23 protein-coding genes and 1 pseudogene are annotated in these 23,179 nt (G+C 38.3%); 1 reads left to right on the top strand and 23 read right to left on the bottom strand.

All coding sequences use genetic code 11. The features are described from left to right. The 23 genes and pseudogenes from ODU34_RS08120 to ODU34_RS08010 all read right to left on the bottom strand — a co-directional run. A pseudogene (locus ODU34_RS08120) lies at positions 1–84 on the bottom strand (IS200/IS605 family transposase); the annotation flags it as partial. A 178-nt stretch (positions 85–262) separates the two neighbouring features. Further along, complete coding sequence (locus ODU34_RS08115) at positions 263–1,429, bottom strand: acetyl-CoA carboxylase biotin carboxylase subunit family protein (RefSeq protein ID WP_105178714.1); 1,167 nt, start codon at positions 1,427–1,429, stop codon at positions 263–265. A 17-nt stretch (positions 1,430–1,446) separates the two neighbouring features. Continuing rightward, entirely contained in the window at positions 1,447–2,193 is a 747-nt protein-coding gene (locus tag ODU34_RS08110; protein ID WP_024414865.1) for an esterase family protein, read from the bottom strand. 30 nt (positions 2,194–2,223) lie between these two features. Then, positions 2,224–3,051, bottom strand: a complete 828-nt coding sequence (locus ODU34_RS08105) for an alpha/beta hydrolase (RefSeq protein WP_024385230.1) — start codon at positions 3,049–3,051, stop codon at positions 2,224–2,226. A 71-nt stretch (positions 3,052–3,122) separates the two neighbouring features. Continuing rightward, the gene (locus ODU34_RS08100) at positions 3,123–4,169 is read right to left on the bottom strand and encodes a winged helix DNA-binding domain-containing protein (RefSeq protein ID WP_105178716.1); all 1,047 of its coding nucleotides are present in this window, start codon (positions 4,167–4,169) and stop codon (positions 3,123–3,125) included. Positions 4,170–4,237: 68 nt separating this feature from the next. Further along, positions 4,238–4,630, bottom strand: coding sequence for a hypothetical protein (locus tag ODU34_RS08095; protein WP_105095048.1), 393 nt, complete (start codon positions 4,628–4,630; stop codon positions 4,238–4,240). 66 nt (positions 4,631–4,696) lie between these two features. After that, positions 4,697–5,131 carry a hypothetical protein gene (locus ODU34_RS08090; protein WP_153059422.1) on the bottom strand — a complete coding sequence of 145 codons (435 nt, stop codon included), beginning with the start codon at positions 5,129–5,131 and terminating at the stop codon, positions 4,697–4,699. Positions 5,132–5,150: 19 nt separating this feature from the next. Then, positions 5,151–6,485 carry a methylenetetrahydrofolate--tRNA-(uracil(54)-C(5))-methyltransferase (FADH(2)-oxidizing) TrmFO gene (gene trmFO, locus ODU34_RS08085; RefSeq protein WP_105178718.1) on the bottom strand — a complete coding sequence of 445 codons (1,335 nt, stop codon included), beginning with the start codon at positions 6,483–6,485 and terminating at the stop codon, positions 5,151–5,153. 196 nt (positions 6,486–6,681) lie between these two features. Further along, positions 6,682–7,410, bottom strand: coding sequence for an HAD family hydrolase (locus ODU34_RS08080; RefSeq protein WP_398578443.1), 729 nt, complete (start codon positions 7,408–7,410; stop codon positions 6,682–6,684). A 37-nt stretch (positions 7,411–7,447) separates the two neighbouring features. Then, complete coding sequence (locus tag ODU34_RS08075) at positions 7,448–9,181, bottom strand: IS1182 family transposase (RefSeq protein ID WP_205015157.1); 1,734 nt, start codon at positions 9,179–9,181, stop codon at positions 7,448–7,450. 199 nt (positions 9,182–9,380) lie between these two features. Next, positions 9,381–10,280, bottom strand: coding sequence for an aldose 1-epimerase family protein (locus ODU34_RS08070; protein WP_205015153.1), 900 nt, complete (start codon positions 10,278–10,280; stop codon positions 9,381–9,383). Between the two features lie 64 nt (positions 10,281–10,344). Next, a complete protein-coding gene (gene lacG / locus ODU34_RS08065; protein ID WP_105212242.1) occupies positions 10,345–11,751 on the bottom strand; it encodes a 6-phospho-beta-galactosidase in 1,407 nt (468 codons plus the stop codon). Positions 11,752–11,986: 235 nt separating this feature from the next. Continuing rightward, the gene (locus ODU34_RS08060; RefSeq protein WP_205015154.1) at positions 11,987–13,666 is read right to left on the bottom strand and encodes a lactose-specific PTS transporter subunit EIIC; all 1,680 of its coding nucleotides are present in this window, start codon (positions 13,664–13,666) and stop codon (positions 11,987–11,989) included. Continuing rightward, positions 13,666–13,983 (bottom strand): PTS lactose/cellobiose transporter subunit IIA, encoded by a 318-nt coding sequence (locus ODU34_RS08055; RefSeq protein ID WP_003048451.1) that lies wholly within the window; start codon positions 13,981–13,983, stop codon positions 13,666–13,668. The genes ODU34_RS08060 and ODU34_RS08055 overlap by 1 nt, the downstream gene beginning before the upstream one ends. 31 nt (positions 13,984–14,014) lie before the next feature. Beyond that, positions 14,015–14,848 carry a PRD domain-containing protein gene (locus tag ODU34_RS08050; protein ID WP_105178630.1) on the bottom strand — a complete coding sequence of 278 codons (834 nt, stop codon included), beginning with the start codon at positions 14,846–14,848 and terminating at the stop codon, positions 14,015–14,017. 188 nt (positions 14,849–15,036) lie between these two features. Then, positions 15,037–16,014 (bottom strand): tagatose-bisphosphate aldolase, encoded by a 978-nt coding sequence (gene lacD, locus ODU34_RS08045; RefSeq protein WP_105178629.1) that lies wholly within the window; start codon positions 16,012–16,014, stop codon positions 15,037–15,039. A 1-nt stretch (position 16,015) separates the two neighbouring features. After that, positions 16,016–16,948, bottom strand: coding sequence for a tagatose-6-phosphate kinase (locus ODU34_RS08040; protein ID WP_105178628.1), 933 nt, complete (start codon positions 16,946–16,948; stop codon positions 16,016–16,018). A gap of 9 nt (positions 16,949–16,957) precedes the next feature. Next, positions 16,958–17,473, bottom strand: coding sequence for a galactose-6-phosphate isomerase subunit LacB (gene lacB, locus ODU34_RS08035; RefSeq protein WP_018031055.1), 516 nt, complete (start codon positions 17,471–17,473; stop codon positions 16,958–16,960). A 26-nt stretch (positions 17,474–17,499) separates the two neighbouring features. Next, positions 17,500–17,922: a galactose-6-phosphate isomerase subunit LacA gene (gene lacA / locus ODU34_RS08030; RefSeq protein WP_024384734.1), complete on the bottom strand. Its 423-nt coding sequence runs from the start codon at positions 17,920–17,922 to the stop codon at positions 17,500–17,502. Positions 17,923–18,126: 204 nt separating this feature from the next. Continuing rightward, complete coding sequence (locus ODU34_RS08025) at positions 18,127–18,894, bottom strand: DeoR/GlpR family DNA-binding transcription regulator (protein ID WP_105178627.1); 768 nt, start codon at positions 18,892–18,894, stop codon at positions 18,127–18,129. A gap of 26 nt (positions 18,895–18,920) precedes the next feature. Next, positions 18,921–20,828, bottom strand: coding sequence for an SAG1250 family conjugative relaxase (locus tag ODU34_RS08020; RefSeq protein ID WP_105178626.1), 1,908 nt, complete (start codon positions 20,826–20,828; stop codon positions 18,921–18,923). Then, a complete protein-coding gene (mobC, locus tag ODU34_RS08015; RefSeq protein WP_105178625.1) occupies positions 20,815–21,180 on the bottom strand; it encodes a plasmid mobilization relaxosome protein MobC in 366 nt (121 codons plus the stop codon). Before mobC ends, ODU34_RS08020 begins: the two co-directional genes overlap by 14 nt. Before the next feature lie 6 nt (positions 21,181–21,186). After that, positions 21,187–21,549, bottom strand: coding sequence for an SAG1252 family conjugative relaxosome accessory protein (locus ODU34_RS08010; protein ID WP_105178624.1), 363 nt, complete (start codon positions 21,547–21,549; stop codon positions 21,187–21,189). A gap of 503 nt (positions 21,550–22,052) precedes the next feature. Here ODU34_RS08010 and ODU34_RS08005 point away from each other — a divergent pair. Next, positions 22,053–23,177 (top strand): AAA family ATPase, encoded by a 1,125-nt coding sequence (locus tag ODU34_RS08005; protein ID WP_050196749.1) that lies wholly within the window; start codon positions 22,053–22,055, stop codon positions 23,175–23,177. Positions 23,178–23,179 lie beyond the last annotated feature (2 nt).

The following is a 23,179-nucleotide window of genomic DNA, read 5'->3' as shown; positions in this document are numbered from 1 at the left end:
TTTTCTACGGTACTTAGGTGTGAAAACTATGTGATATTTGTACATCCATTTGGTATGTGATAAACTGTAACTGGTTTTAGCCATTTCTTTTTCCTCCTTTATCTAACCTGAACAATTAGATTATATCAGGAAAAAGAAATGGAAGCTCAAAGCCTTGTCAGCCACCAGCATAGCTGGTGGTTTTCTTGTTTTTCTCTACGAGAAAAACTGGCTCGAAGCCATAAGAAAAAAAGACACCATTTCTGGCGTCTTTCAATCTATTCTAGTTTGTCTCCCCAATAAAGGCAATCATGTTGTCTAATTCTTCCTTGCTTTCCGTCACAAGGAGATAGGCATCATTCCCTTGTAGCTCTGCAAAGGCGTCTGGCATGCGTTTGACGGTTTTAATCTTACCGGCAAATTGTTGATGAATGCCATCTGCTGAGTGAACATAGTCAGTCGTATCTCGGCGAGTTGCTACCAAGCAGTATTGTGGTTCAAATCTACGTTCCTCAACTGTTCCACCTGTCACTACATTGGCATAATCACGGAAAAGGTCAATCGAATGCGCATAGTTGTAAGCTTCTACAGTGAAGCCACCAGCCATACGGTTATTGTATTCAATAGCAATATAATCTTTACCATCCTTAAAAAATTCAATATGGAAGAAACGCTCTTTCATACCAAAAGCTTTGATAATCGCTCGACCATATTTTACTAGTTTTGGATCCAGTTCTTTCTCGATGAAGTAAGCATTGTCCTTTCTAGACAACATTAGCTCCAGAGGAGTATGAACATAGGTTAAACCTGTTTCGAAAACAACATTTCCCTTGCTATCCACCAATCCATCATAGGTTGTGATAATGCTTGAGTTGACAAATTTCTCAAAGAAATAGGCTGTTTGTCCATCCCAGGCTTCTTTAAAGGTTTCCAAGTCAGCTTTCTTTGTGAGTTTAAAGGTACCTGATGCTCCAACACCATTATCTGGCTTAGCAATCATCGGAAAGCCAATTGTTTTCACGGCCTTTTCAATATCTTTTTCTGCTTTGACAACCATACCTGGCACAACAGGAACTCCTGCTTTGGAGAAATATTTCTTCATCTCAGACTTGAATTTTGTCTTTTTAAGATGACTTGGCTTAGCTCCAAAAATATTAAATTGTTCACGGAGTGCGGCGTCATTTTCCAACCAGTGCTCGTTGTGTGATTCCACTCGGTCGATTGGACCATGCTTGTAAATAAGAAAGGCTGCTGCACGCTTGACTTCATCCAAGTTTTCAAGATTCTCAACACGGAAGTATTCTGTTAAGGCATTACGAAGTTCTTCAGGCAATTGATCGTACGGTTCTTGTCCGATACCTAGAACCGTAACGCCTTCTTTTTTAGCCAATTCAATGGTGAATGGTTGAAAATTTTCTGGATAAAAAGGTGAAATAACGAGATAATTCATAGGTAGTCCTTTCTAGCTTAAAGTCCGATAGAATGAAGGAAGAATGGCATTTGCTTTCTCCACCAAACCCAGTCGTGGGCCACATCTGTTCCCCAAGTATCAAACCAAGCTGGGATATTCTTCTCTTCAAAGGCACGTTTGAGGTTGTAGAATGAGTCCAGACCGTCTTGTTCCCAATCGCCCAAACCCGTGCAGACGATAATATCAGCCTGGCGGTATTTATCAATAAACCAGCCGTCGTTTTGGTTCCAGATATAGTCAGATGGTGAGTTTTGATAAACAGCATCGTCATTGCCATAGTCTTGATTGTTGTTGAAGAAACGAGCATCATAGACACCTGATAGAGCGATAACTTTTGTGAAAACATCTGGATGCTGGAGGAAGAAATTCAGCGCGTGGTAGGCACCCATCGAGCAACCAGTCGTCATCATGCCATCAAACCAGCCTGTTTTATGTTTGATAAATGGAATAGCTTCTTCAATCACATAGCGTTCATAAGCACGGTGAGCTTCTGCCTTGTCATGAATTGACTTCCAGTCCGCCAACCAGCTTTCCTTATCATAACTGGTTAGGGTGAAAAATTGAACATGACCTGCCTCTATAGAGCCACGGCAAGCTTCAATCATCCCAAAATCTGCATACTCATTGTAAGAACCGCCTGATGAGGCAAAGACAACAACAGGAATCCCTGCGTGACCATAACGATTTAGATTCATTTCTCGGCCAAGATTTCCAGACCAATGACTTAAAAATTCAACGTGCATAGTAAAGCCTCCTATTTAAATATTTTTGTTTTATGACCAATGTTCGCTTAGGAATCGTAGGCAAGCTGGCAAATAGAGCGCCCAAGCCTCCTCATTGTGAACAGCTCCCGAAACAACTTCTAAGGTTATGTTGTCCAATTTAACACCGCCAGCAATCAACTGTCGATAATAGCTTAAAGACGAATTAATATAGGCTTGTTTGATATTGCCAGCCATCAGCGTTTTATCTGTATCATCTGCTTCTTCTGTCCCAACATAGATGTAGACACGTTGATCTGAATCTAATTGTTGACGTTCAATATAACGGTCGAAAGCATCTTGATGAAGCCAGTTGGCAGATGAAAAGACACCCAGACAGCCAATCTGGTTCTGATAAGCCAATCCCATAAACTGGGTGATATTGCCTCCCAACGATGAGCCAATCATTGCAGTGTGAACTTTATCAGATTTTGTCCGGTATTCTTGATCAATAAATGGTTTGACGACATCCATCACAAATTCAGCATACAAGGTTCCCTTACCACCGAACTGCACCCCAGGAATCCCCATCTCACTAAACTTCCAAGCAGCGTATTCATGCATGCGATCAGCACCATCATTATCAATAGCCACTACGATCATTTTTGCAATGTCTGGATTACGCTTAATAGTTGGGATGACTTTCCATGAATGACCTGAAAAAGCTTCCTTACTGTAGAGTACATTCTGCCCATCGTGGAAATAGACAACGGGATAGGTCTCTTCTGTATTTTCAGCATATCCTTTCGGCAATAAAACACGGACTCGACGTTTTCTTCCTGTAAATGGTACATCTAATTCATGAGTTCTCATGTCCAAATAAAAGTAAGACTTATTCATATCTATCTCTTCCTTACGTATTTTAAGTATTATATCATAGTTTTTCTGGAATATTCAGAAAATTTAGTTATTTATTTGCAATTTTCGGATTTTCCGAACAATTTTTGCTCCGTTTTTAAGCGTTCCTCGTAGACTTGACGGTAACATTCCAGTTCTTTCTGTTCACGACTGGTCAGATTTTCAAAGATTGCCAGTTCAATCCTGTCCTTATCTCGTCGCCAGGTCGCAACCAAGCGTCCCTTGTAGAAAACAACGGGTTTGACAATGCCTGTCAGTGTATAAATCTGGCGGATATGCTTGTGATCAAAGAAGGGATTGGCTTTCTTTTCATAACCTAGTAAGAGTTGGTCAAATCCTGCAACGAAGAGGCAGTCAGGCAGTTCTGCTTCTTCTAATTCTCCAAGATAAAAGCGTTCTTCTCCTGCTACCTCAACGGTTTTTAAATCTAATTGCTTCATCCATTTTAGGACTGTCGATTTATTTTCCTTAAAATAGTAACGAGCATCAGCTAGACTGACAGGTCCAAAACCTGCAAAATACCGTCGAGCGATTTCCAGCTCTGCTTTTTCCCGCGAAAGTGGTTGAAAGTCTGTCAGTCGGTGAAAACGCTTGGCACCGTATTCTTGATAGACTTCTCCACGCTCTACCATGTAGCGAAAGAGGCCGCCCCAGGCATTAAAGACCTGCTTCTCTTCTTCCTGCGTCATCTTTTCCGCACGGCAAAGGGCCTTGAGATCCTCACGGGTCATAGGACCTTGTTCAAGGGCTTCTAAAATCAGCTGGTGATACTTCTGCTTGGTTTGAGGGCTAAACCCGTCCCGTCCTTCTGTCTTTAGGTAGTCGGTGCTGGCCAGCCGCCCCTCGTGGATATAGAGGGGAATTTCCGACTTGAGATAGGCATGAACCGTTCGCCGAATGGACCACTGGCGTGTCAACTCCTCCTGCCAGCTACCCTCATGAAAATCCTCCGCTGTCATACGGTTACGAAATCCGACATGAACATAGAGCTGAAACTGTGCCTGCAAACCATTGAGATTTTGGCAGATTTGCTGGACAGACTGGGGGTTTAACAGACCTTGTTTCTGCAGAATAATTCCCTTCCAAGTAACGTGATTCATCGTGTTTCTCCTTCGCTTTTCTAATCCCAGTATAACACAAAAGACACCCGAAGGTGTCTGGGGATAGACTATCCCAACTGTTCCAAAAAGGCATCTATATCTGCTAGAACTTGTGGTAAATAGCTCTGGTCAGTATTCATTTCAAAGGCTAGGGAGGCAAAGTCATCACAGTATTCTTGATAAATGCCAGAAAAACGAAGCCGGCCTCCCATTTCTGCCTCTATGGTAAAAGCAATATTTTTATAATAAGAATGATAGGATGCTTGACCTTTTAATGTTTGATACACCAAGGTTAGTTCATTACGCCAGTTCTCCACTTGATAATAGCCCATTGATAAACTCAGTTTCGCAGCGATATCTTTCCCACCAGCTCCATTCTCATCCTGACTGACAGGCTGACCTTGAAGGCAAAAATAATCTCCATTATGTCCTTCTAACTTGAAAATCGTTTCTTTTATCATGGTAATATCCTATAAAATGCTTCAAGTCCTTGTGAAAACACACGTTATCAAATAACAATAATCTAGCTATTTTAAAAATTTATGACCAAGAAACTTTTTCAAATCCAGTAATGGTTGTGCCAGAAAAGTCTGGTCACTTTCCATTTCAAATTTCATCAGCGAAAAGTCATAAGAGTATTCTTGATAAACTCCTTTTAGTTGCAATTTCCCACTATTTAGTATACTAATGTCAAATTGCAATTCATCATCAAATTGAGGTTTATAACAAGCCTGTCCTGATAAGCTGGCATGCATCAAGTACAAATCCTTAAAAAGCTTTTCTAGCAAGGTAGTTGAAAGATAAACTTTAGCTCCATTGATTTGAAAAACTCCCGCAGATACATAAAGATTGGCTTCAATGGAGATTCCCCCGTCAGAAGAGGAGCCCATTGATAAGGGGCATCCCTCTAAGGAAAAATAGTCTCCATTATGCCCTTCTAACATGAAAATCGTTTCTTCCATTACGGCAACTTTCTATACATCAATAACCCAAAAACTCTTCCAAGTCCTTGAGGGAACGCTCTGCTATTGCCTCATAACGCTCCTTCTTATCGCGGATACGCGGACCGTCCAGCTCCTTGATGATACCAAAGTTGACATTCATAGGCTGGAAGTGCTTGCTTTCAGTGTGGGTGATGTAGAATGGCAGAGCACCGATGGCTGTGGTCTGTGGGAAGATGACTGGGTCTTCGCCACGGAAACGGCGAACAGCATTGATACCGGCCACTAAGCCAGAGGCGGCAGACTCGACATAGCCTTCTACTCCTGTCATTTGACCTGCAAAGAAAAGATTTGGATTTTTCCTGGTCGCAAAGGTCTGTTCCAATAAGTTTGGCGAATCCATGTAGGAATTACGGTGCATAACGCCGTAGCGGACAAATTCAGCATTTTCAAGTCCTGGAATCATCTGGAAGACCCGCTTCTGCTCACCCCACTTGAGATGGGTTTGGAAGCCGACAATGTTGTAGAGGCTACCCGCTGCATTATCCTGACGAAGCTGAACAACTGCGTAAGGTGTCTTGTATTCGCCGTCACGAGGTCCCTTGTAGTCTTCTGGGTATTCCAGACCAACTGGCTTCATTGGTCCATAGAGCATGGTTTTGATACCACGTTTGGCCATGACCTCAATAGGCATACAGCCTTCAAAATATTTTTCTTTTTCAAAGGAGTTAAGCGGTGCTTCCTCGGCTGAAATCAAGGCCTCATAGAAAGCGGTGAACTGCTCCTTGTTCATCGGAGCATTGAGATAGGCAGCCTCTCCCTTGTCGTAACGGGACTTAAGATAAACCAAGTCCATGTTAATGGTCGAGCTGTCCACAATCGGCGCTGCCGCATCGTAGAAGTAAAAACCGTCGCCACCGTTGAGGGCGTGAATCTTCTCCGCCAAGGCGTCAGATGTCAATGGTCCTGTCGCGATAACTGTAATCGCATCTTCGGGAATCTCAGTAATCTCGCCACGAATGACCTCAATTAGCGGGTGGTTGTGAATCTCATCTGTGACTGCTTGAGAAAAATTCTCACGGTCCATGGCCATAGCCCCGCCAGCAGGCACACGGTGGGCCTCGCCAGCTCGCATGATAATGGAATCCAAACGACGCATTTCTTCCTTGAGCAGACCGACAGCGTTGGTCAAACTATCACCACGGAATGAATTGGAACAAACCAACTCAGCAAACTTGTCCGTCTTGTGCTGAGGGGTCGGCTTGACTCCCCGCATCTCGTAGAGTTTGACAGGAATGCCGCGTTTAGCAATCTGATAAGCAGCTTCTGAGCCAGCCAAGCCAGCTCCGATAACATTAATGTGGGTTTGAGACATGAAACTAATACCTCTAGCCAGAAGATCTGACTACTGTTTGGGAATACCCCAAAACAGAACCTTTCTAAATTTTATACCTATCTAGTATACCAGAAAATGGCTAGAAAAGACAAAACTACCTTCATTGAAATGAAAGTAGTTTTACCTTTTTTACATAATATATTTTATGTATATTCTTTACTGTTCTATCGCTTATTTACAATAGCTCCGCTATATCTCCAACAACCTCAAAGTTCCAACCAAGTCTCCTATAAGAGTCGATTTCTTCCTGACTATACGGGAAAGTATTCAGCAAAATGGAATCCATTCCCAATTCATGAGCAATAGCTATATCGGATGTCAAATCATTACCAATCATAACCGTTTCCTCAACATCAAGATTATTTTCCTCTAAAACCAGTTGAAGAAACGCTGGTTCAGGCTTCTTCATCTTAAAGTCAGAAGAGATATAAATTTTTTCCATCAAATCAGCACAACCTGTCTGTTCAATTTCTGCCTGAGTAAAAATTCGTTGAGCATTGGAGAGAATAAATAATCGCGCTTCTCTATCCTTTAATGTCTGTAGACTAGTTAGGGTATTTTCATAAGCCTCTAACTTTTCACGTGAAAGCACGCGGAAAATCGTGGCTACTACTTGTCCAAAAGTCTCTAAATCAGTCGGTTTATTGGTACTTTGGTTTTCATTTGGTGCATCCGTTAATAGACGAATGAAGATTGTTTCTAAATCAATTTCGACATACTGATAACTCACTGTTTCCGTGAGAGATCTCTCTGCCTCTTCTACAAAACGATGATAGGCATTTTTCAACTGGCGTGGTCGATAGGAACAACCAAAAGCATTGTAAATCTGTGTTAGCTGATTCCAGACCTCTAGTTTATTCTCATCTGTACGAATATCAACCAATGTACCATAAAAATCGAAGATTTAGTTTTTGTAACTTTTCATGTCTTTCTCCTAATCTTTAGACAGCATTTTTTATATTATACCCCACAACGAAAACGTTTGCAACAATAGAACAAAAAGAGGCTGGGCAAAAACTAGCCAGTAAATAAAATACACAGATAGATTCAAGCTGATTTTGATGAAATCCAGCTGAACTGTCTGTGTTTTTCTTTTTATCTCTATTATCTTGGACTATTTTCTTAGCCAATTTCGTGAGATTCATGCTCATTAGGAGGAATCCTATCTCAGTTTCAACCACTTTTTGACCTCTGACATGAACTCTGCGCACGCCAAAAACACCCTTCATCCTACCAAATACAGGTTCGACATCCACCTTGCGTTTGGCATAAATGCGGGCTCCCTCTTTACTTGTCAATTCGTCTTTGACAAGGTTCTTGAAATAGTTCCAGGTTAGATTGTAGCGAATTTGTTTGAGTTTTCCTTTCTCTGTCCGTGCTAATTGGTCTAATTCCTCACTAGCTTGTACTGGATCAGCTTCGTAAATCTTAATATCTTTCTCAAATCCATACTTATCCGTTCTTCGTGAATAATTCTTGAATGAATACACAACACCATCTGGCTTTATCCACTGATCAGAATCTTCTAGATAGGTCCAATTTTCAAGATTGGCATCACTCTTCTTGTAGCTTTTCTTCTGCTCTTTTTGATATGTTCCGTAGGGAATCAGAGGCGTTTTCTCCAGGTCATCAAGGATAAAGCTATAATTTTCTTCACTACCATAACCTGCATCCGCGACAATGTGTTGAAAGAGTTCTAGGGTTTGGATGGATTGAAGAAAAGGCTTGAGTGTACGAGTGTCAGTTGGATTCGGATACAATCCGTAAGCCAAGGCAAACTGGCTGTTTGTGCCAAGTTGGAGGTTGTAACCAGGTTTGAGCTGACCGTTCTTCATATGATCCTCTTTCATTCTCATGAATGTAGCGTCAGGATCTGTTTTTGAATAGGAATTTCGCTCTTGTAGAATCTGTTTATCTCGTTCGTACTTCTGTTTCCGAACAAGAAAATCCTCTTTCAACTTTCTCTTTAGTTTCTTAATTCTTCTTCGTTTCTGTCTGTTGGCTGAGCCACCTTTGATGACTTTAGGCTCTTGTGAGATAGCATTTTCCACCTCGTCCAATACTTGTTCGGTTTCTTGTAGGAGTTGGTTTAGTCCCTCGCTAGTGAGGCATTCTTCCTTGGACAAGGCAGTATTCACCCCTTCTTGAACTAGCTTGTCATAAAGGGCTGAAATATTTCCATTCAAAGCATCTTCATAGCGTTCAACGGCCTTTTTCCATGTGAAAGAATATTTGTTGGCATCAGCTTCTACCTTAGTCCCGTCAATGAAGAGAGCCTCATCTTCAATCAATCCATTCTCTCTGAGGAGGAGAGTGAAGTAGATGAAGGCAGTTTTGATGAGCTGATTGGCGTGTGTGCTAGCCCGAAAACTGTTTATGGTCCGATAACAGACATAGGTATCCTGACTCAGCCATTTCATAGGAATAACTTCTTCATTCATTTGAACGATTTTTCGACCAGAGAATACTTGGCGAGCGTAGGCGAACAGGGTCATTTTAAGTAACATAGCGGGATGAAAGGCTGGACGACCTGTGTGAGAAGTTTCTTCCAATAGAACGGATGAAGGAATAGTATCCACAAACTGACTAATCAGACGTGCCTCATGAGTAGCAGGTAAGTCCCAAGAAAGATTTAATTCCAAACTAAGCTGATTTGTGTTATACTGTTTATACATTTTCATGCCTTTCTAGTTGTTTTGTGGTTATTATAATTATAAAGCATGAAATGGAAAACGAGCAACTCCTAATTGGAATTGCTCGTTTTTTATATGTGAGAAGCTAGTTTTTGCCCAGCCTCGAAATAAAACTCCCAAACCGTTTATTTCTTTACAAATTAGACGGATTGAGAGTAGCTTCATTATAAGAATTTTAAGTTTAATCTATGTCGATAATAATATCAAAATGTTTTTTATCAACTTCTTTTGGAGCCATGTAACTAATATTTCGTTTGGCATTAAATATGTCAGATTCTTCCAGTGATGTAGAGAGTCCGCTCCATGGTTCTAATGCAATAAAGGGACTCTGATTTGTAGTTGACCAAATCACTAAATTTGGAAAATCATCAAATGCAATCGAAAGAGTCTTCTGATGATTTTTAGATTTCAAAGTTACCTTTCGTGATACTAATTGATCCAATGTTATGGCATCGTGCTCAAACAGTTGATAGGACAAGTCCAAGATCTTTTGATTTTCCAAGAATGGACGACGATCTCGCAGATCAAGTAAGCCAGTTTCTGGAAAACTTCTAGGTACTGTACAAGATTCTACTTTTTCAAATTCTAAATAATAGTCTTCATAACTCTCACCATCCAACAAAGGACAATTAAAACCTGGATGCCCCCCAATAAAGTAAGGTAGTTTTCTATGTCCTTCAAGATTTTTAACCCGATATTCAGTTCGGATTGTATTGCCAAGTAGTGAGTAGTTAATGGAAAGTTCAAATTCAAATGGGTAATTTTTTACGGTTTCCTCATTTGATGAAATAGAAAATTCCAAAGAATTTTCAGTTCTTCTTACATTTTTGAACATCATTTTTCGTACAAGTCCATGCCTTGGAATTGTGCCTGTAAATGTCGGTCTTTCTGCAGGTTCATAGATAGCCCAATCATTTCGTAAACTTCCGCAAATCGGAAATAGAACTGGTGCTTGACCGCTCCAATAGGTCGGATCTCCTTGCCAAAGATATTCGATACCATCATTGTCTTTTATCGAAGTAATTTGCCCACCTAATTCAGAAAATTGTACTGTTAAGTTCTCATTCTTTAATTCGAACATAAAAACTGCCTCCCTTATATGAAAACAAGGATGCTAACTTGAGCTAGGCATCCTTGTATTATTTTTATTCAATAACCTGTGTTTCTGCTACTTTTTTATACCAATAAGCACTTTTCTTTGGATAGCGTTCTTGGGTCTCAAAGTCAACATAGAACAATCCATATCGTTTCTCGTATCCATTTGACCAAGAAAATACATCCATCAAGGACCAGATGAAATACCCTTTAACATTGGCACCATCTGAGATAGCATCTGAAATCACTTCTAAATGCTTTTTCACATAATCAATTCGACCATCGTCATAGACTGTACCATCTACAAATTCATCTTTATAACCTAGACCATTTTCAGTGATGTAGATTTTCTTATAGTTTGGATAGTCATTTTTCACACGCATAATTTGGTCATAAAGACCTTGCGGATAGATAATCCAATCCCAGTCCGTTTTTGGAATATCAACTGGGGACTCTCTACGACCAACTCCTTTGATTTGATACTTAGAACTTCCCTTTTCACCCTTACCATTATGGATAATTTCCGTTTCTCCATCATGAGCTCTCATCCAATCACTCATATAGTAATTGATGCCCAAGAAGTCATTCAAATCTTTTGCAGCATCTAAGGCCGCGAAGTCTTCATCTCGAAGGTCTAATTCCCCACCATTTACTTTCAGAATATGGCGAACACCTTCAAGGGTCTTTTCTGAATAGTAACCCAAGTATGTTGCATCCAGGATAAATTTATTGTGAATAATATCTTCAAGTTCCGCTGCACGGACATCGTCTGGATTGGTTGGATCATAAGGATATTTCGTTGGCAATGCATGTACAACACCAATTTCTCCACTATAACCAGCATCCTTGTAGAGCTTAACTGCCTTGGCATGTGAAACCATCATATTGTGATGAGATTGGAATACTTTAGCTAAGTCATACTGAATACCTGGCGGGAACTTCCCAACAAGATACTGACCGTCACCAATTGGGCCGATTTCATTAAAGGTAGTCCAGTAATTAACTTCAGGGAATTCTTTGAAGCAAAACGCTGCGTAATTGACAAAGTGTTCAATGTTATCTCGATTCAGAAAGTCACCATTAGAATGAAGCGTTTCTGGTGTATCAAAATGGTGAAGCGTTACAAATGGTTCTACGTGACGCTTATGGCATTCCGCAAATAATTTATGGTAAAACTCTACTCCCTTTGGATTCACTTCTCCAAAACCTGTTGGAAAGATACGAGACCAAGCAATTGAAATACGAATGCCATTTACCCCAAATTGTTCACTTAGTTCTAAATCAACTGGATAACGATTATAAAAATCAGAAGCTGGTTCCGCAGTGTACCAGTAATTATCTTCTAGATACTTATCCCATGCAACACGACCTTTTCCATCTGTCTTTGTGGCCCCCTCTGCTTGATATGCAGCAGTTGCTCCACCAAATATAAAATCTTTTGGTAATGTTTTAACCATATGCCTACCTTCTTCTATCAAAAATAAATAAAGGGGGAGGAGTTGGAGATTTATTACTCCCTCCCCTTTTGATTAAGAACTTGTATTCACAAGTGAAGTGCTTGTATATAAGAGATAGTTTTTCGCTAATCAAGGCTGTTTTTTGAGGGAATACTGACTGTATTTTGAAAAAAACTAACGATGAGTAGCTGAAAAACTAGCCTTAGATGGAAGTGCTGAACTGTGAATACAGGTTCTAGAACTGTTGTTTGACAAAGTCAAGAGCACCTTGACCATCACGTGTGAGTTTAATGTATTGAGCCCCTTCAGTTTTGGCGAGTTTAATGCCCAATGCATCGGTTTCTTGTTTAATGTCCTCGTAGTTCGATGCTACTTGAGGTGCAAGGATAACTAATTGATATTCTGGTAAAATCTCACGGTGAGCACCATAGCTTCCTGCTGTCGCTGTTACTGGAACACCGTATTCTTTGGCAGCTTTAGTTAAAGCATTAGCAAGCAATCCACTTGTACCGCCTCCTGCACAAAGTACCAGAACGTTTGTTTGTTCAGAAATTTCGGTATCAACTGCAGCTTTTTCAAGAATAGCATCTGCTTTGGCAGTATTGAAGTTAGCTGCCACTTTCTCTTTCAAGCTATTTTCAACTTTCCCTGATTGTTCCTCAGCAAGAATTTGCTCATCGTAAACTTTCAAGAATGGATAATAGATAAGTACATCGACAACAACCAACAAGACAGCTAGTGCAAAGGCAAGTGGAGCAAAGTTTGTTCCCATTACAATGCCCAATGGTCCTGGAGTTGTCCATGGTAAGTTGACGCTGAAACTGTTCATTTTTAGCGTATCAACAAAGAATTTGAAAATCCATACGTTAGCAATTGGAGCTAAAATAAATGGAACAAAGAATACTGGGTTGAGCACGAGTGGTGCACCAAACAAGATTGGTTCGTTTACACCAAAGAAAGTTGGAACAACTGAAGCACGTCCAATTGCTTTGTTTCGTTTAGACTTAGTCAACCACATAAACATGAATGGCACAACCAAGGTAGCGCCTGTACCGCCCATGGTAACGATAAACATTTGAGTACCTGAAGTCAGGATTTTATCCGCGTGTTGACCCGCCTGTAAAAGCTGGAAGTTGGTTTCAATATTGGCATAGGTAATGGCTGCAATTGCTGGCTCAACAATAGATGGACCATGGATTCCTACAAACCAGAACAAAGCATAGGCACCAAAGATAATTGTAATACCAACATAACCATCTGCTGCTGTAAATAGTGGCTCAAATAATTTTAAAATAGCCTCAGCAACGTTTGTTCCAAGGAATTGACGTGTTACAAGATCAATTCCATACAAGACAAAGATAGACAATGCATATGGGATCACATCTTTAAATGCCTGAGATACGTTCGGTGGAACTTCGTCTGGCATACGAATAGTGACATTGTTTTTCACACAGACCTTATAGATATTAACTGTAATGAAGGCTGCTAGAAAGGCTGTCAAAAGTCCCTTAGTTCCCATGTAACCATTGGCAAACCCACCTTCAATACCATCAGAAGCCAGTAATAGGAAACCTGAAATTGAGGCAATCATGGTTGAAATGAAGTTGATTTGATTGGTTTTTGGCAATTGACGGTTAAAAGCATCTGTCAAAGATTTTGCAGTCGTTCCTGCAACTAGGACAGCTACAATCCCCATTGTGTAACCGTAAGGTTTCATGATGGCTGCAACCGCTTCATCAGACCAAGTAAATCCAAAGATATTCGGCACGAAAGCTACCAATAGGAAGATAGTTGAGAACAAAATAACTGGCATAGCTGCGATAAAACCATCACGGATAGCCCTTAAATAAGGGTTTCTCGAAATCTTTTCAAAGAAAGGCTTCCCTTTCTCAATGAATTCAATCAATTTATTCATTACTTATCACCTCGTTTGTACAGTTCAATCATATGACTCATCATATCTTTCAATAATAATGTTGTCATGAGATGGTCTTGACCATGCATGAGCGTCACACTAAAGGCTAAATCCTCACCAGCCGCTTCTTTTTGTAACAAACTTGTCTGAGCATGGTGGGCTTCAACAATACAAGCATTGGCAGCTTCAACTAGTTCTTCTGCTTTTGCATAATCACCTTTTTGAGCAGCAGCCAGGGCCTCCATCAATCGAGAACGTGCATCTCCAGCGAACGCAACAATCTCAAAACCTAATAACGTAATTTCTTCTCTGTTCATAATATGAACCTCCTTTTAAAATTGAATTGATTTACAATAACCGTTGAATATGTAGTACAATATAGAACCTTTCACTGTCATTTACAGGTTCATCAACCAATGATGTGATCATCTCAAAAATCTGGCTTCCAATCAGGTAAGCTCTTGGATTCTGGAGCTTGATATGCTGTTCCAAACTAGCAATCGATTCATTTGACTGATGGGATCGATCTAAGTAATTCAGAAAATAGGACAGATGGATCATAAAGCGATCATAAAAATTGCTATTTTCTTTTGAGCGTTTAATCCCATTCTCCGTTAGAATTTGTTCAACATCTGTTATAATTTTTTTGCTGATGTCCTGTTCTTCACTTGTGGGATGAATGGTTTCACCCTTTGCATTAATTAAGTGAAGTGCAATTCTACCAATCTCATCATTCGGAAGCTCTTTTAGCAACTTTTCACGAAACATAGCTAAGGCTTCACGCGCCATTTTATATTCCAATGGATATTCGGCTAAAATATTGGGTAACTTACTTTCTTGATAAGTATTCTTTAAAACCGCCTGATAGGCACAATAGATATGATCTGTCAGTGTCACATAGAGATATTCTTGTACAGGGTAATGATAGGTTGCTACAAGATGATTGATAACCGTGTAGGTTGCAGAAATAAAATCTAAGGGAATATCTTTTAATAAGGTTAGAAAATTTTCTTTGGCTTCATCATTTTTTAGCGAAAAGATATTCTCTATCTTATCCTGAACAATTAGATCTCCCTTTTTCTTTTGAAAGGTTATACCTAATCCCATCACGACTGCCTGTTCCCCATGTTCATTTTTCACCAGAGCAGCGTTATTATTTAGTGACTGTATAATCCTAAACATAAATCCCTCCTATATTTTTAAGCAAAAAAAGACTACAAACAAACCGAGAATATCCTACTCTCAAATCCATTTGTAGTCTTGCCTAATCGAATTAGTTACAATCCACTCTATTCTTGCTGATAAGACTATTATAGCATATTCTCAGAAAATGTAAACCCTTTCTTTTTGGAAAATGGTTATTCTTTATATTATTTTTCTAGCCAAGAAGTAGCAGTTTGAGACAAGACCGCATCAAGTCCTTCAATATTTTCACGACCAACAGTTCGTAACCATTCACGTGCAGCTTTTTCTCCTTGTTCAATATAGACTGGCACAACACCTGCCCATGTTGCACGACCACAAAGAACTCCGTTAAATTTAGCACCTGCTTCATGTGCAAATACTAGAGTATCTTGGAAGAGTTTTGCAGAAACACCTGCACTTAGATAAATGTATGGCAAATGAGTTGATGCTTCTTGTTGACGGAAATATTCGGCTGCTTCTTCTTTTGTATAAACGACTTCCCCTGTTCCAAAGCCTTCTACAAAATTCATGTTCACAGGTACTTCTACCTTGAGAACATCTACTCCAAAGCGTTCGTCAGAAAATACTTTCATGGCTTCATTTACTTTTCTAGGTTTAACTTTAGCAAACTCAACACTAGCATTGTCTTCAATCGTTTCATCATAGCTCAAAATCTCCAAGAAGAATGGCAAACCTTCTGCCTGACATTCTGAACCTAAACGTTCAATATAGACCTGTTTTTGAAGATTGACATATGGATCACCATCAACATCATAGTAAAGCAGAAACTTAATGGCATCTGCTCCCTCTTCTTTTAGTCGTTTTACAGACCATTCTACTAGGCAATCTGGCAAACGACTGGTAGAGCGTGTGTCATAGCCTGTTTTTTCATAAGCCAAAAGTAAGCCACATTGTTCATCACGGGCGCGTGAAGCTGGTAAGCCAAATTCCGGATCTAAAAGAATAGAGGAAGAAAACTGTGTTAATTCTTCAGAAACTAGAGTTTTTAGCTCTTCCATCTGCTCCACAGTAGGTTCTTCTGCCTGATGTTTTGCCATCATTTTTTTCAAGGCTCCACGTTGGTCGAAGGCAAGAGCTGAAATGACTCCTGCTTCATTGCTTACTTTTTCCATATACTTTCTTTTTTCTGCTGTTAATACCATCTTAAACCTCCTCGACTTCAATTTGAGAATACAATACTTCTGAATGTTCTAAGTTGACATAACCTGTCTGTTCTTCCTGAGCATTTAACATGCCCAAAACATTTGCATTTTTTAGTAGTTCTTCATCAGGTAATGCATGTGCCAAACTAGCTGCAATACCTGCAACGGTTGAATCACCCGAACCTACTGGATTGACGACTTTTATTTTTGGAATTTTAACACGATAGAACTTGTCATTGTGCTTGGCAAAAGCCCCCTTTGCCCCCAAGGATACGACTATCCATTCAATTCCTTGGAATAATTGATCAGACAGAACTTCTTTCAATTCTTGAATATCATCCGTGACATCTTTTCCAATTAACTGTGATAACTCTTCTGTGTTCGGTTTGATAACGGTTGGCTTCTGCTGGCTTTCTAAAACGTTTTTCAGGGGCTCACCAGAACAATCCAGAACAACAGCTACACCGCATTTTTTACAAAGTTCTACAATCTCTACATAATAATTGCTAGCAAGTCCCTTAGGCAAACTTCCTGAAATAACAACAACATCTACATTGTTCAGAATAATTTCAAGGTGTTCGATAAAATTCAAGGCTTCATGTTCTTGAATAGTTGGTCCTTGTTCTAAAATCTCTGTCTGTTGGCCATCGTGAAGGATCGCAATGCAATTACGTGTTTCGTTCCCAATTTCCACAAAGGAATTTTTAATATCATTTCGAGTGAGTTGTTTCTTTACATAATTTCCAAGTTCACCACCGATAAAGCCAGTTGCCACAACATCTTCACCGATTTGTTTCAAAACTCGTGTGACATTGAGCCCCTTGCCTCCAGCTGTTTTTTGAACTTTTTCTACTCGATTGACCGTATCCAAATGAAAGGTATCCAATTGATAGGCAATATCAACCGACGGATTTAAAGTGATCGTCAAAATCATGTGAGCCTCCTAGTCGTGGTATTCTCCACGATCCCACTTTTCAAGAAATTCCGTAAAGAACTCTGGATTAGCTTGCTCTTGATTGAGCGTTTCAACTGCAGCAATCTTTTCAATCAAACGTTTATTTTCTTCAGTTGGTTTGTATTCTGCTTTAATGAAGGCTTCAATGATGTCGCACATGAGCAGTTCACCCGTAATCTTTCCTCCAAAACCAATGACGTTGGCATTTAACTCTTCCTTCGCGTAAAGTGCTGATGTCATATCACGAACCAAGGCTGATCGAACACCAGGAACCTTGTTTACAGCATTGTTGATTCCAACACCTGTTCCACAAATACAAATTCCCAAATCTGCTTGTCCGCTTGCAACAGCTTCACCAACTTTTTTACCAAAGATTGGGTAATGAGTGCGAACATTGTCATAAGTACCAAAGTCCAAAACTTCATATCCTTGATTTTTCAAATAATCTACCACAGCGATTTTTTCATAGGTTACAATGTGGTCACAACCGATTGCAATTTTCATCTCTTATTCTCCTTTATTTACAACAATTAGCACATTTTATTTAGCATATCGACACGAATTTGGTGACGGCCGCCATCATACTCACCCTCAACAAATCCTTTAACGATATTTTTAGCAATTCCTTCTCCTACAATCTCACTACCGATTGTAATAATACGCGAATTGTTGTGTCCTCTTGTCATATAGGCAGAACGTTCGTCTGAAACTTCTGCAGCGATCATGCCTTTGACTTTAGTTGCGGTCATAAATGGACCAACACCATAAGCATCAATCACAATACCAAGATTTCCTTCCTCTTGATTGACTGCTGCAACTACTGCCAAAGTTGTATCAACAAAATCACTTCCATCACTGACATCTTTAAAGTCATATGATTTTTCTTGTAAATAATCTTTAATAACGTCTTTTAGTTTTGAGCCCGCTGGATCAGCACCGATAATGATTGTCATAACCTATCTCCTAACAAAAATAGAAAGTTGTAGCCATATGTGGCAGAAAATCTTTGTTTTGCAAAACTTAGAAAAGCGTTTTCGCTTTTTGTGTTTAAATTATACAACTAAACAAACATAAAGTCAACATATTTTGTTTTATTTTTGTTTATTTTTTTCATATATAAACAAAAAACCAACATTTTACTGTTGGTTTTGATTATTTTATGATTTTGTAGAAATAATTTCAATGTGGTTACTTAATAATTGGTAATTTTCATCCTTTGCATTCATATCTGTCACTAGTGCAGTTACATCATTCAAATCACAAAAGGAAGTAAAATCATCTTTTCCAATTTTCGAGGCATCTAGCAGTAGATATTTTTCTAAAGAATGTTTAATGGCAATGTTTTGCGTATAGGCTTCGGCTAGGGTAGAGGTCATGACATCAGTTCCCTTAAGTCCGTTACCTGAAAAGAAAATCTTGCTGAATCGCATTTTTTCTAAACTTGTATTGGTAATTTCTCCTACAAACGATTCTGTCACTTGGCGATATTCCCCTCCAAGGAGAAAGACTTGAAAATCCTCTGTCTTCTTTTGAGATAAGATGGTAAAAACAGGCATACAGTTGGTGATGACAGTGAGGCGAGGGTTTTTAATGGCTTCAGCCAGAAAAGCAACTGTTGTTCCTGGACCTAAAAATACCGTGTCTCCATCTTCTATCAGCTGTGCAGCCCTTTCTGCTATCTCTTGCTTGGCTTCCTTATTTTGAATGTGTTTCTCAGAATGGGAAAATTCCCGGTATTGAAAAGCCTTATTACTTCTAGCACCGCCATGGATTTTGGTTAAAACTCCTTGCTCTTCCAATTCAATGAAATCACGTCGAACAGTCATATCAGTAACATTTAGCAATTCAACAATCTCAGAGATTCTAACTGTACCTTTTTTGTTTACCAATCGTGTAATTTCTTCTAGTCGTTCTCGTTTATTCATGTTTAATCCTTTGTTGTTTTTTTACATTATATCAAAAATAAACAAGAAGATATTGGAATTTTGAACATTTGTTCGATATGAATGGAAAAATCATCTGTCTTGTATTTATCCCTATTTAAAACTTTTACGTACTCCTCTAACTTCCTCACCGCATTTTCGTATTTTTCGATTTTATTGTCTAGCTGATTCTGTATCATTTCAATCTCATATTCAATCTGTCCAATCGTTACATCCTTCGATAAATTCATCTTGGAACATTCATACTTAGCTAATCGCTTAGCATCTGGATTCTCACTTTGTAGGTTAACAACTACTTCTGCCATTTTGTTTAAGGTGGCAGTTTTTTCTTGTAGATTTGTCAAATCTATATCTAGCTGTGCGATTTCTCCAACCAATTCATCTTTAAACTCAAGAAAGGATTTATTTTGAGTGTTTAGTGTCATTAACAAATTGATTTCTTCAATTTTTTGTTGAAGTCCGACCAGACTTATTCGTTTCTTATATGGGAGAGACCTATTATCATATGTCAGTTGGCGAATCAAGTCTCTTCCTTTCATAAAATGATTTTTTTCTGAGTCCTCTTTATGATAAATGAAATAAGAAGAGGTTTCTCGAATAAACAACTGATACTGTTTCTTATTTTCTTGTTCTACGATATTTAGTTGATGATTTGGAATGAAGAATAGTCCTTCTTGTCCAATCCCCATCCAAACTTTAATGAAAAGCCCATCTGAAACCAACTTTTCAACTTGCTCCTCAGTAATCTCAACTTCAAACTCATGTACTGCATCTCTCTTAGTCTTGTACGTTTCATACGCTTCGGTTATTTCTTCTATGGTCAATATGTCTGATTGCTGTTGTGTCTCAAATTTTTCAAATTCCGTTTTTACATCACTATTATGAAGTACTTCAACCACATCATGTTCTTTGAAGTAGCTCTCAAAATACGTAGTGTCATAAAGATTTTTCTTACTTAATGACTTATTTGGTATGGAGATGCAGCTTTGTCCATCAGAAAGAACAAAATCTATCGTTTTGATTTTGCTCTTCAATTCTAATCCCAGTAACCCAGCTTTCTCAACTAAATCATCATATGACTTCGATCTTGGCAACAAAAATTCTAAAATCTCTTCAATCTTTTTCTTGGAAAAGTAATGTTGAAAAAATTGTTTTGAATAGGGTTCCCTCTTATTCAGCCTATCTCCTCGGATAACTTGCTTCATATCTCTATCTGTCATAAAAAATCGACTATGTTTCCTTGAGAAATCCATTTTGACATTTAGTTGCTCAGTTTTTTGCATAAAATCATTGAAATCAATAGAATGTTCCATGAGAAAAAATAACCGCTGCTTCAATTCGTATTTGTGATTAGAACGGCGATAGACCTCATAATCTCTATGAGAATATCGTTTAGGTGGAATAATTTTAGCACCAGCTACTTTAGAGATTCTATCCGAAATCATTTGTAAATTTCTTTCAAGAGCGTAGTCCCACTTTAACTTTTTTTGAGATTGGCAGTCGATTGAGTTGATAATAATGTGATTATGATAATGATCCTGATCAACATGAGTGGCAACAATGAATTTATATTGACCACCTGTCAACTCATTTATCGTTTCATAGCCTATGCGGTTGATTTCTTCTGGGCTCAATTTATCATCAGGTGAGAAAGGCTGAATGACGTGATGAGCATGTATTTTCTGTTGCTTTTTCTCTTGTCTATCAAACCGTGAATCGTAGAGTTGGTCATTTGAAAGGAAATTATTTTGATACATCTTTACCAGTTCCATATAGTCTGGAAAATCAAGATAATTACTCATCCCAAAATCTGAAATCAACGATAAATTCCTTGTTTTCTTAGGTTCAAGAATATACTTGATCAATTGACGGCGGTATTTTTTCCCATGAACAGCATAATGCTTAGTGATGACCATAAAATTCTCTCAATCGTTGACACTTTATGTCAAAATCTTGTTGCAACTGTTTTTCTAACTCAGCTATACCGAGCTGCAATTCTTTTACTTGTTGAAAACTTAATAGGTGGCTTTGATTTACTGTACGTGCAATCTGGTTTATATTATTTCCAATCCTACGAATTTCAAAAATCAGGTCTTGAAATCCTCTTGTATCGATTGTGATAAAATTCATACTAGGATCGAGTAAGGTTTTTCTTGCATAATGAGAAAAGCTTTGACACTGGCTATGAGCAAGATTTTTGTTGAGGATAATTAATTCTTGATCACTCAAATATACCTTTTTCAAATTGGTCCGATAACGATTTTCCATAATAGCTTACCCCATGTACTTGTCTTTGAATGAATGGCTTAATGGGATAGTTATCTCAATTTCCTTCATCAAGTCTTTAACACAAGTCAAAATAATTTCAAGATGTTCCGTTGTAACAGATTGAGACAACTTTGCCAGGACAAGTATTTCATGTACATCTCGGTAAATCTGTTCTACTTTTTGGTGCTGTAAATATTTTATCCATTCTTCAAGATACTGGGATGATTGGTGGTTTATTTTCAATAATTTACCTCTAGCAAAAGGGGAGAATTGTTCATATCCCTCCTGTTCCATCAAATTTTGTATCTGTTGATACTCTTCTATTGAGAAATTGACTTCCTTACGTATCTCTCTAACTAGATTTCTCATCCTGTATCCTCCTAATTCTTTATTATCGGTATATCCCCGCCCTCGTATTAGACACGGCACTGCAAAATATCTTCCTTTCAGGTCTTTGCGAGCTCAGATATTGTGTCCACAATATCCCAAAAATCATATCGCCAGCTGACTAAAACCTTCCAGTTTTGACAGCTAACGATAAGATAACTTGGTGGCTTCGCCCCCAAACCCCCAGTGAAAAATCAAGGATTGATTTTCTTAGGAATGGTATTAGGATAATAGAGATGATTTGGAAAAAATATCACAAATATTGTGACAATATCTGCAATTATTTATCTATAATCTCGTACCCTTCATTATTCAAACCTACATTGTAAACCATAACTTATTCAAGAATACGCCTCTGTAAAAACTCAAATGTGCCTAAAATACACTCTATACTCCCGTGATTTTTGATAAAAGTTCCGTTTATTCAGACATTCGTTCTTTACATTTTCGATTCGTTCCGTTAAAATATAGTAGGAGGTGTAATAATGAAATACTCTATTGAGATAGGTAAGATCATAGAAGGTGCTTTAAAGCATGATCAAACCAAAGTTTTTAACTATACAAAACAATTGGTATCAAAACTAGAAAAGGATGGTGATTCTCGCTCAGCAATTAAATTTCAGCGGTTATTATCCGCTCAAGCCGAGTCTACTCTGACTCCAATGAATAGCACTAATTCTATTGATATTCCTGTTGATACTGAATCAAGAATGAATCTGGCTGACATTATTTACCCACATCAAAATGATACTGAAGTAATTCTTTCAAAACGAAATGAAGAAAAATTAAATTCCTTTATTTTAAGTTATCAAAACGCCGATAAACTTAATTCTATTGGAATAAATGTATCTAATTCACTACTGCTATATGGACCACCTGGATGTGGAAAAACCAAGAGTGCCTACTTAATTGCTAAAAAATTAAATTTGCCACTCATTGTCGCTAGATTAGATAGTCTAATTTCTTCATATCTAGGTACTACTGCTAAAAACATTCGTAGTCTATTTGAATTTGCGCAAAAAATGCCTTGTGTATTATTTTTAGATGAATTTGATGCTATTGCCAAGGCTAGAGACGATAATAACGAGCTTGGTGAGTTGAAAAGAGTAGTTAATAGCCTTTTACAAAATATCGATACGATGAGCAACGACAGCTTAATTTTAGCAGCTACTAATCATCAGCAGCTACTTGATTTAGCAATATGGAGAAGATTTGACTATAAATTAGAAATAGAACTGCCTGATAAAACTGCGATTGCAGAATTGATTACACTATTTTCCAATGATATATATAAATTTAACCAAAAAGAAATTTTGGAAATTTCAACTTTATTTGATGGACAAAGCGGTTCTGATATAGAAGATATTATGACCAAAGCAATAAGGAACTCAGTTATACACAATTCTTCTTTTAATTTATCTAGCATTTATGAAGAAATGTTTATTGCCCAAAATATCATCCCTCAAAACTGTGAAGATTCTCGAGAACAATTAAAAATTAAAGCAAAGTATTTACGAGAGAAAGATTCAAAAATATTTAGTTTACAAACAATTGCAGATATTTTAGGTAGTTCAAAAACAACTATTCAAAAAATGGTGAAAGAGGTTTAATT

Source organism: Streptococcus sp. 2018WUSS126 (genome assembly GCF_044427425.1).
GTDB lineage: Bacteria > Bacillota > Bacilli > Lactobacillales > Streptococcaceae > Streptococcus > Streptococcus hashimotonensis.
The sequence above is the reverse complement of the archived record's forward strand: the minus strand, read 5'-3'. Positions and strand labels throughout refer to the sequence as shown.

What these genes read in the sequence shown, in the direction of transcription:
- lacD (WP_105178629.1), bottom strand. Translation starts at nt 16,014, where the DNA reads ATGGTATTAACAGCAGAAAAAAGAAAGTATATGGAAAAAGTAAGCAAT.
- ODU34_RS08005 (WP_050196749.1), top strand. Translation starts at nt 22,053, where the DNA reads ATGAAATACTCTATTGAGATAGGTAAGATCATAGAAGGTGCTTTAAAG.
- ODU34_RS08010 (WP_105178624.1), bottom strand. Translation starts at nt 21,549, where the DNA reads ATGAGAAATCTAGTTAGAGAGATACGTAAGGAAGTCAATTTCTCAATA.
- trmFO (WP_105178718.1), bottom strand. Translation starts at nt 6,485, where the DNA reads ATGTCTCAAACCCACATTAATGTTATCGGAGCTGGCTTGGCTGGCTCA.
- ODU34_RS08090 (WP_153059422.1), bottom strand. Translation starts at nt 5,131, where the DNA reads ATGGAAGAAACGATTTTCATGTTAGAAGGGCATAATGGAGACTATTTT.
- ODU34_RS08075 (WP_205015157.1), bottom strand. Translation starts at nt 9,181, where the DNA reads ATGTATAAACAGTATAACACAAATCAGCTTAGTTTGGAATTAAATCTT.
- ODU34_RS08115 (WP_105178714.1), bottom strand. Translation starts at nt 1,429, where the DNA reads ATGAATTATCTCGTTATTTCACCTTTTTATCCAGAAAATTTTCAACCA.
- ODU34_RS08025 (WP_105178627.1), bottom strand. Translation starts at nt 18,894, where the DNA reads ATGAATAAACGAGAACGACTAGAAGAAATTACACGATTGGTAAACAAA.
- lacG (WP_105212242.1), bottom strand. Translation starts at nt 11,751, where the DNA reads ATGGTTAAAACATTACCAAAAGATTTTATATTTGGTGGAGCAACTGCT.
- ODU34_RS08095 (WP_105095048.1), bottom strand. Translation starts at nt 4,630, where the DNA reads ATGATAAAAGAAACGATTTTCAAGTTAGAAGGACATAATGGAGATTAT.
- ODU34_RS08020 (WP_105178626.1), bottom strand. Translation starts at nt 20,828, where the DNA reads ATGGTCATCACTAAGCATTATGCTGTTCATGGGAAAAAATACCGCCGT.
- ODU34_RS08060 (WP_205015154.1), bottom strand. Translation starts at nt 13,666, where the DNA reads ATGAATAAATTGATTGAATTCATTGAGAAAGGGAAGCCTTTCTTTGAA.
- ODU34_RS08055 (WP_003048451.1), bottom strand. Translation starts at nt 13,983, where the DNA reads ATGAACAGAGAAGAAATTACGTTATTAGGTTTTGAGATTGTTGCGTTC.
- ODU34_RS08110 (WP_024414865.1), bottom strand. Translation starts at nt 2,193, where the DNA reads ATGCACGTTGAATTTTTAAGTCATTGGTCTGGAAATCTTGGCCGAGAA.
- ODU34_RS08105 (WP_024385230.1), bottom strand. Translation starts at nt 3,051, where the DNA reads ATGAATAAGTCTTACTTTTATTTGGACATGAGAACTCATGAATTAGAT.
- ODU34_RS08070 (WP_205015153.1), bottom strand. Translation starts at nt 10,280, where the DNA reads ATGTTCGAATTAAAGAATGAGAACTTAACAGTACAATTTTCTGAATTA.
- mobC (WP_105178625.1), bottom strand. Translation starts at nt 21,180, where the DNA reads ATGGAAAATCGTTATCGGACCAATTTGAAAAAGGTATATTTGAGTGAT.
- ODU34_RS08050 (WP_105178630.1), bottom strand. Translation starts at nt 14,848, where the DNA reads ATGTTTAGGATTATACAGTCACTAAATAATAACGCTGCTCTGGTGAAA.
- lacA (WP_024384734.1), bottom strand. Translation starts at nt 17,922, where the DNA reads ATGACAATCATTATCGGTGCTGATCCAGCGGGCTCAAAACTAAAAGAC.
- ODU34_RS08100 (WP_105178716.1), bottom strand. Translation starts at nt 4,169, where the DNA reads ATGAATCACGTTACTTGGAAGGGAATTATTCTGCAGAAACAAGGTCTG.
- lacB (WP_018031055.1), bottom strand. Translation starts at nt 17,473, where the DNA reads ATGAAAATTGCAATCGGTTGTGACCACATTGTAACCTATGAAAAAATC.
- ODU34_RS08040 (WP_105178628.1), bottom strand. Translation starts at nt 16,948, where the DNA reads ATGATTTTGACGATCACTTTAAATCCGTCGGTTGATATTGCCTATCAA.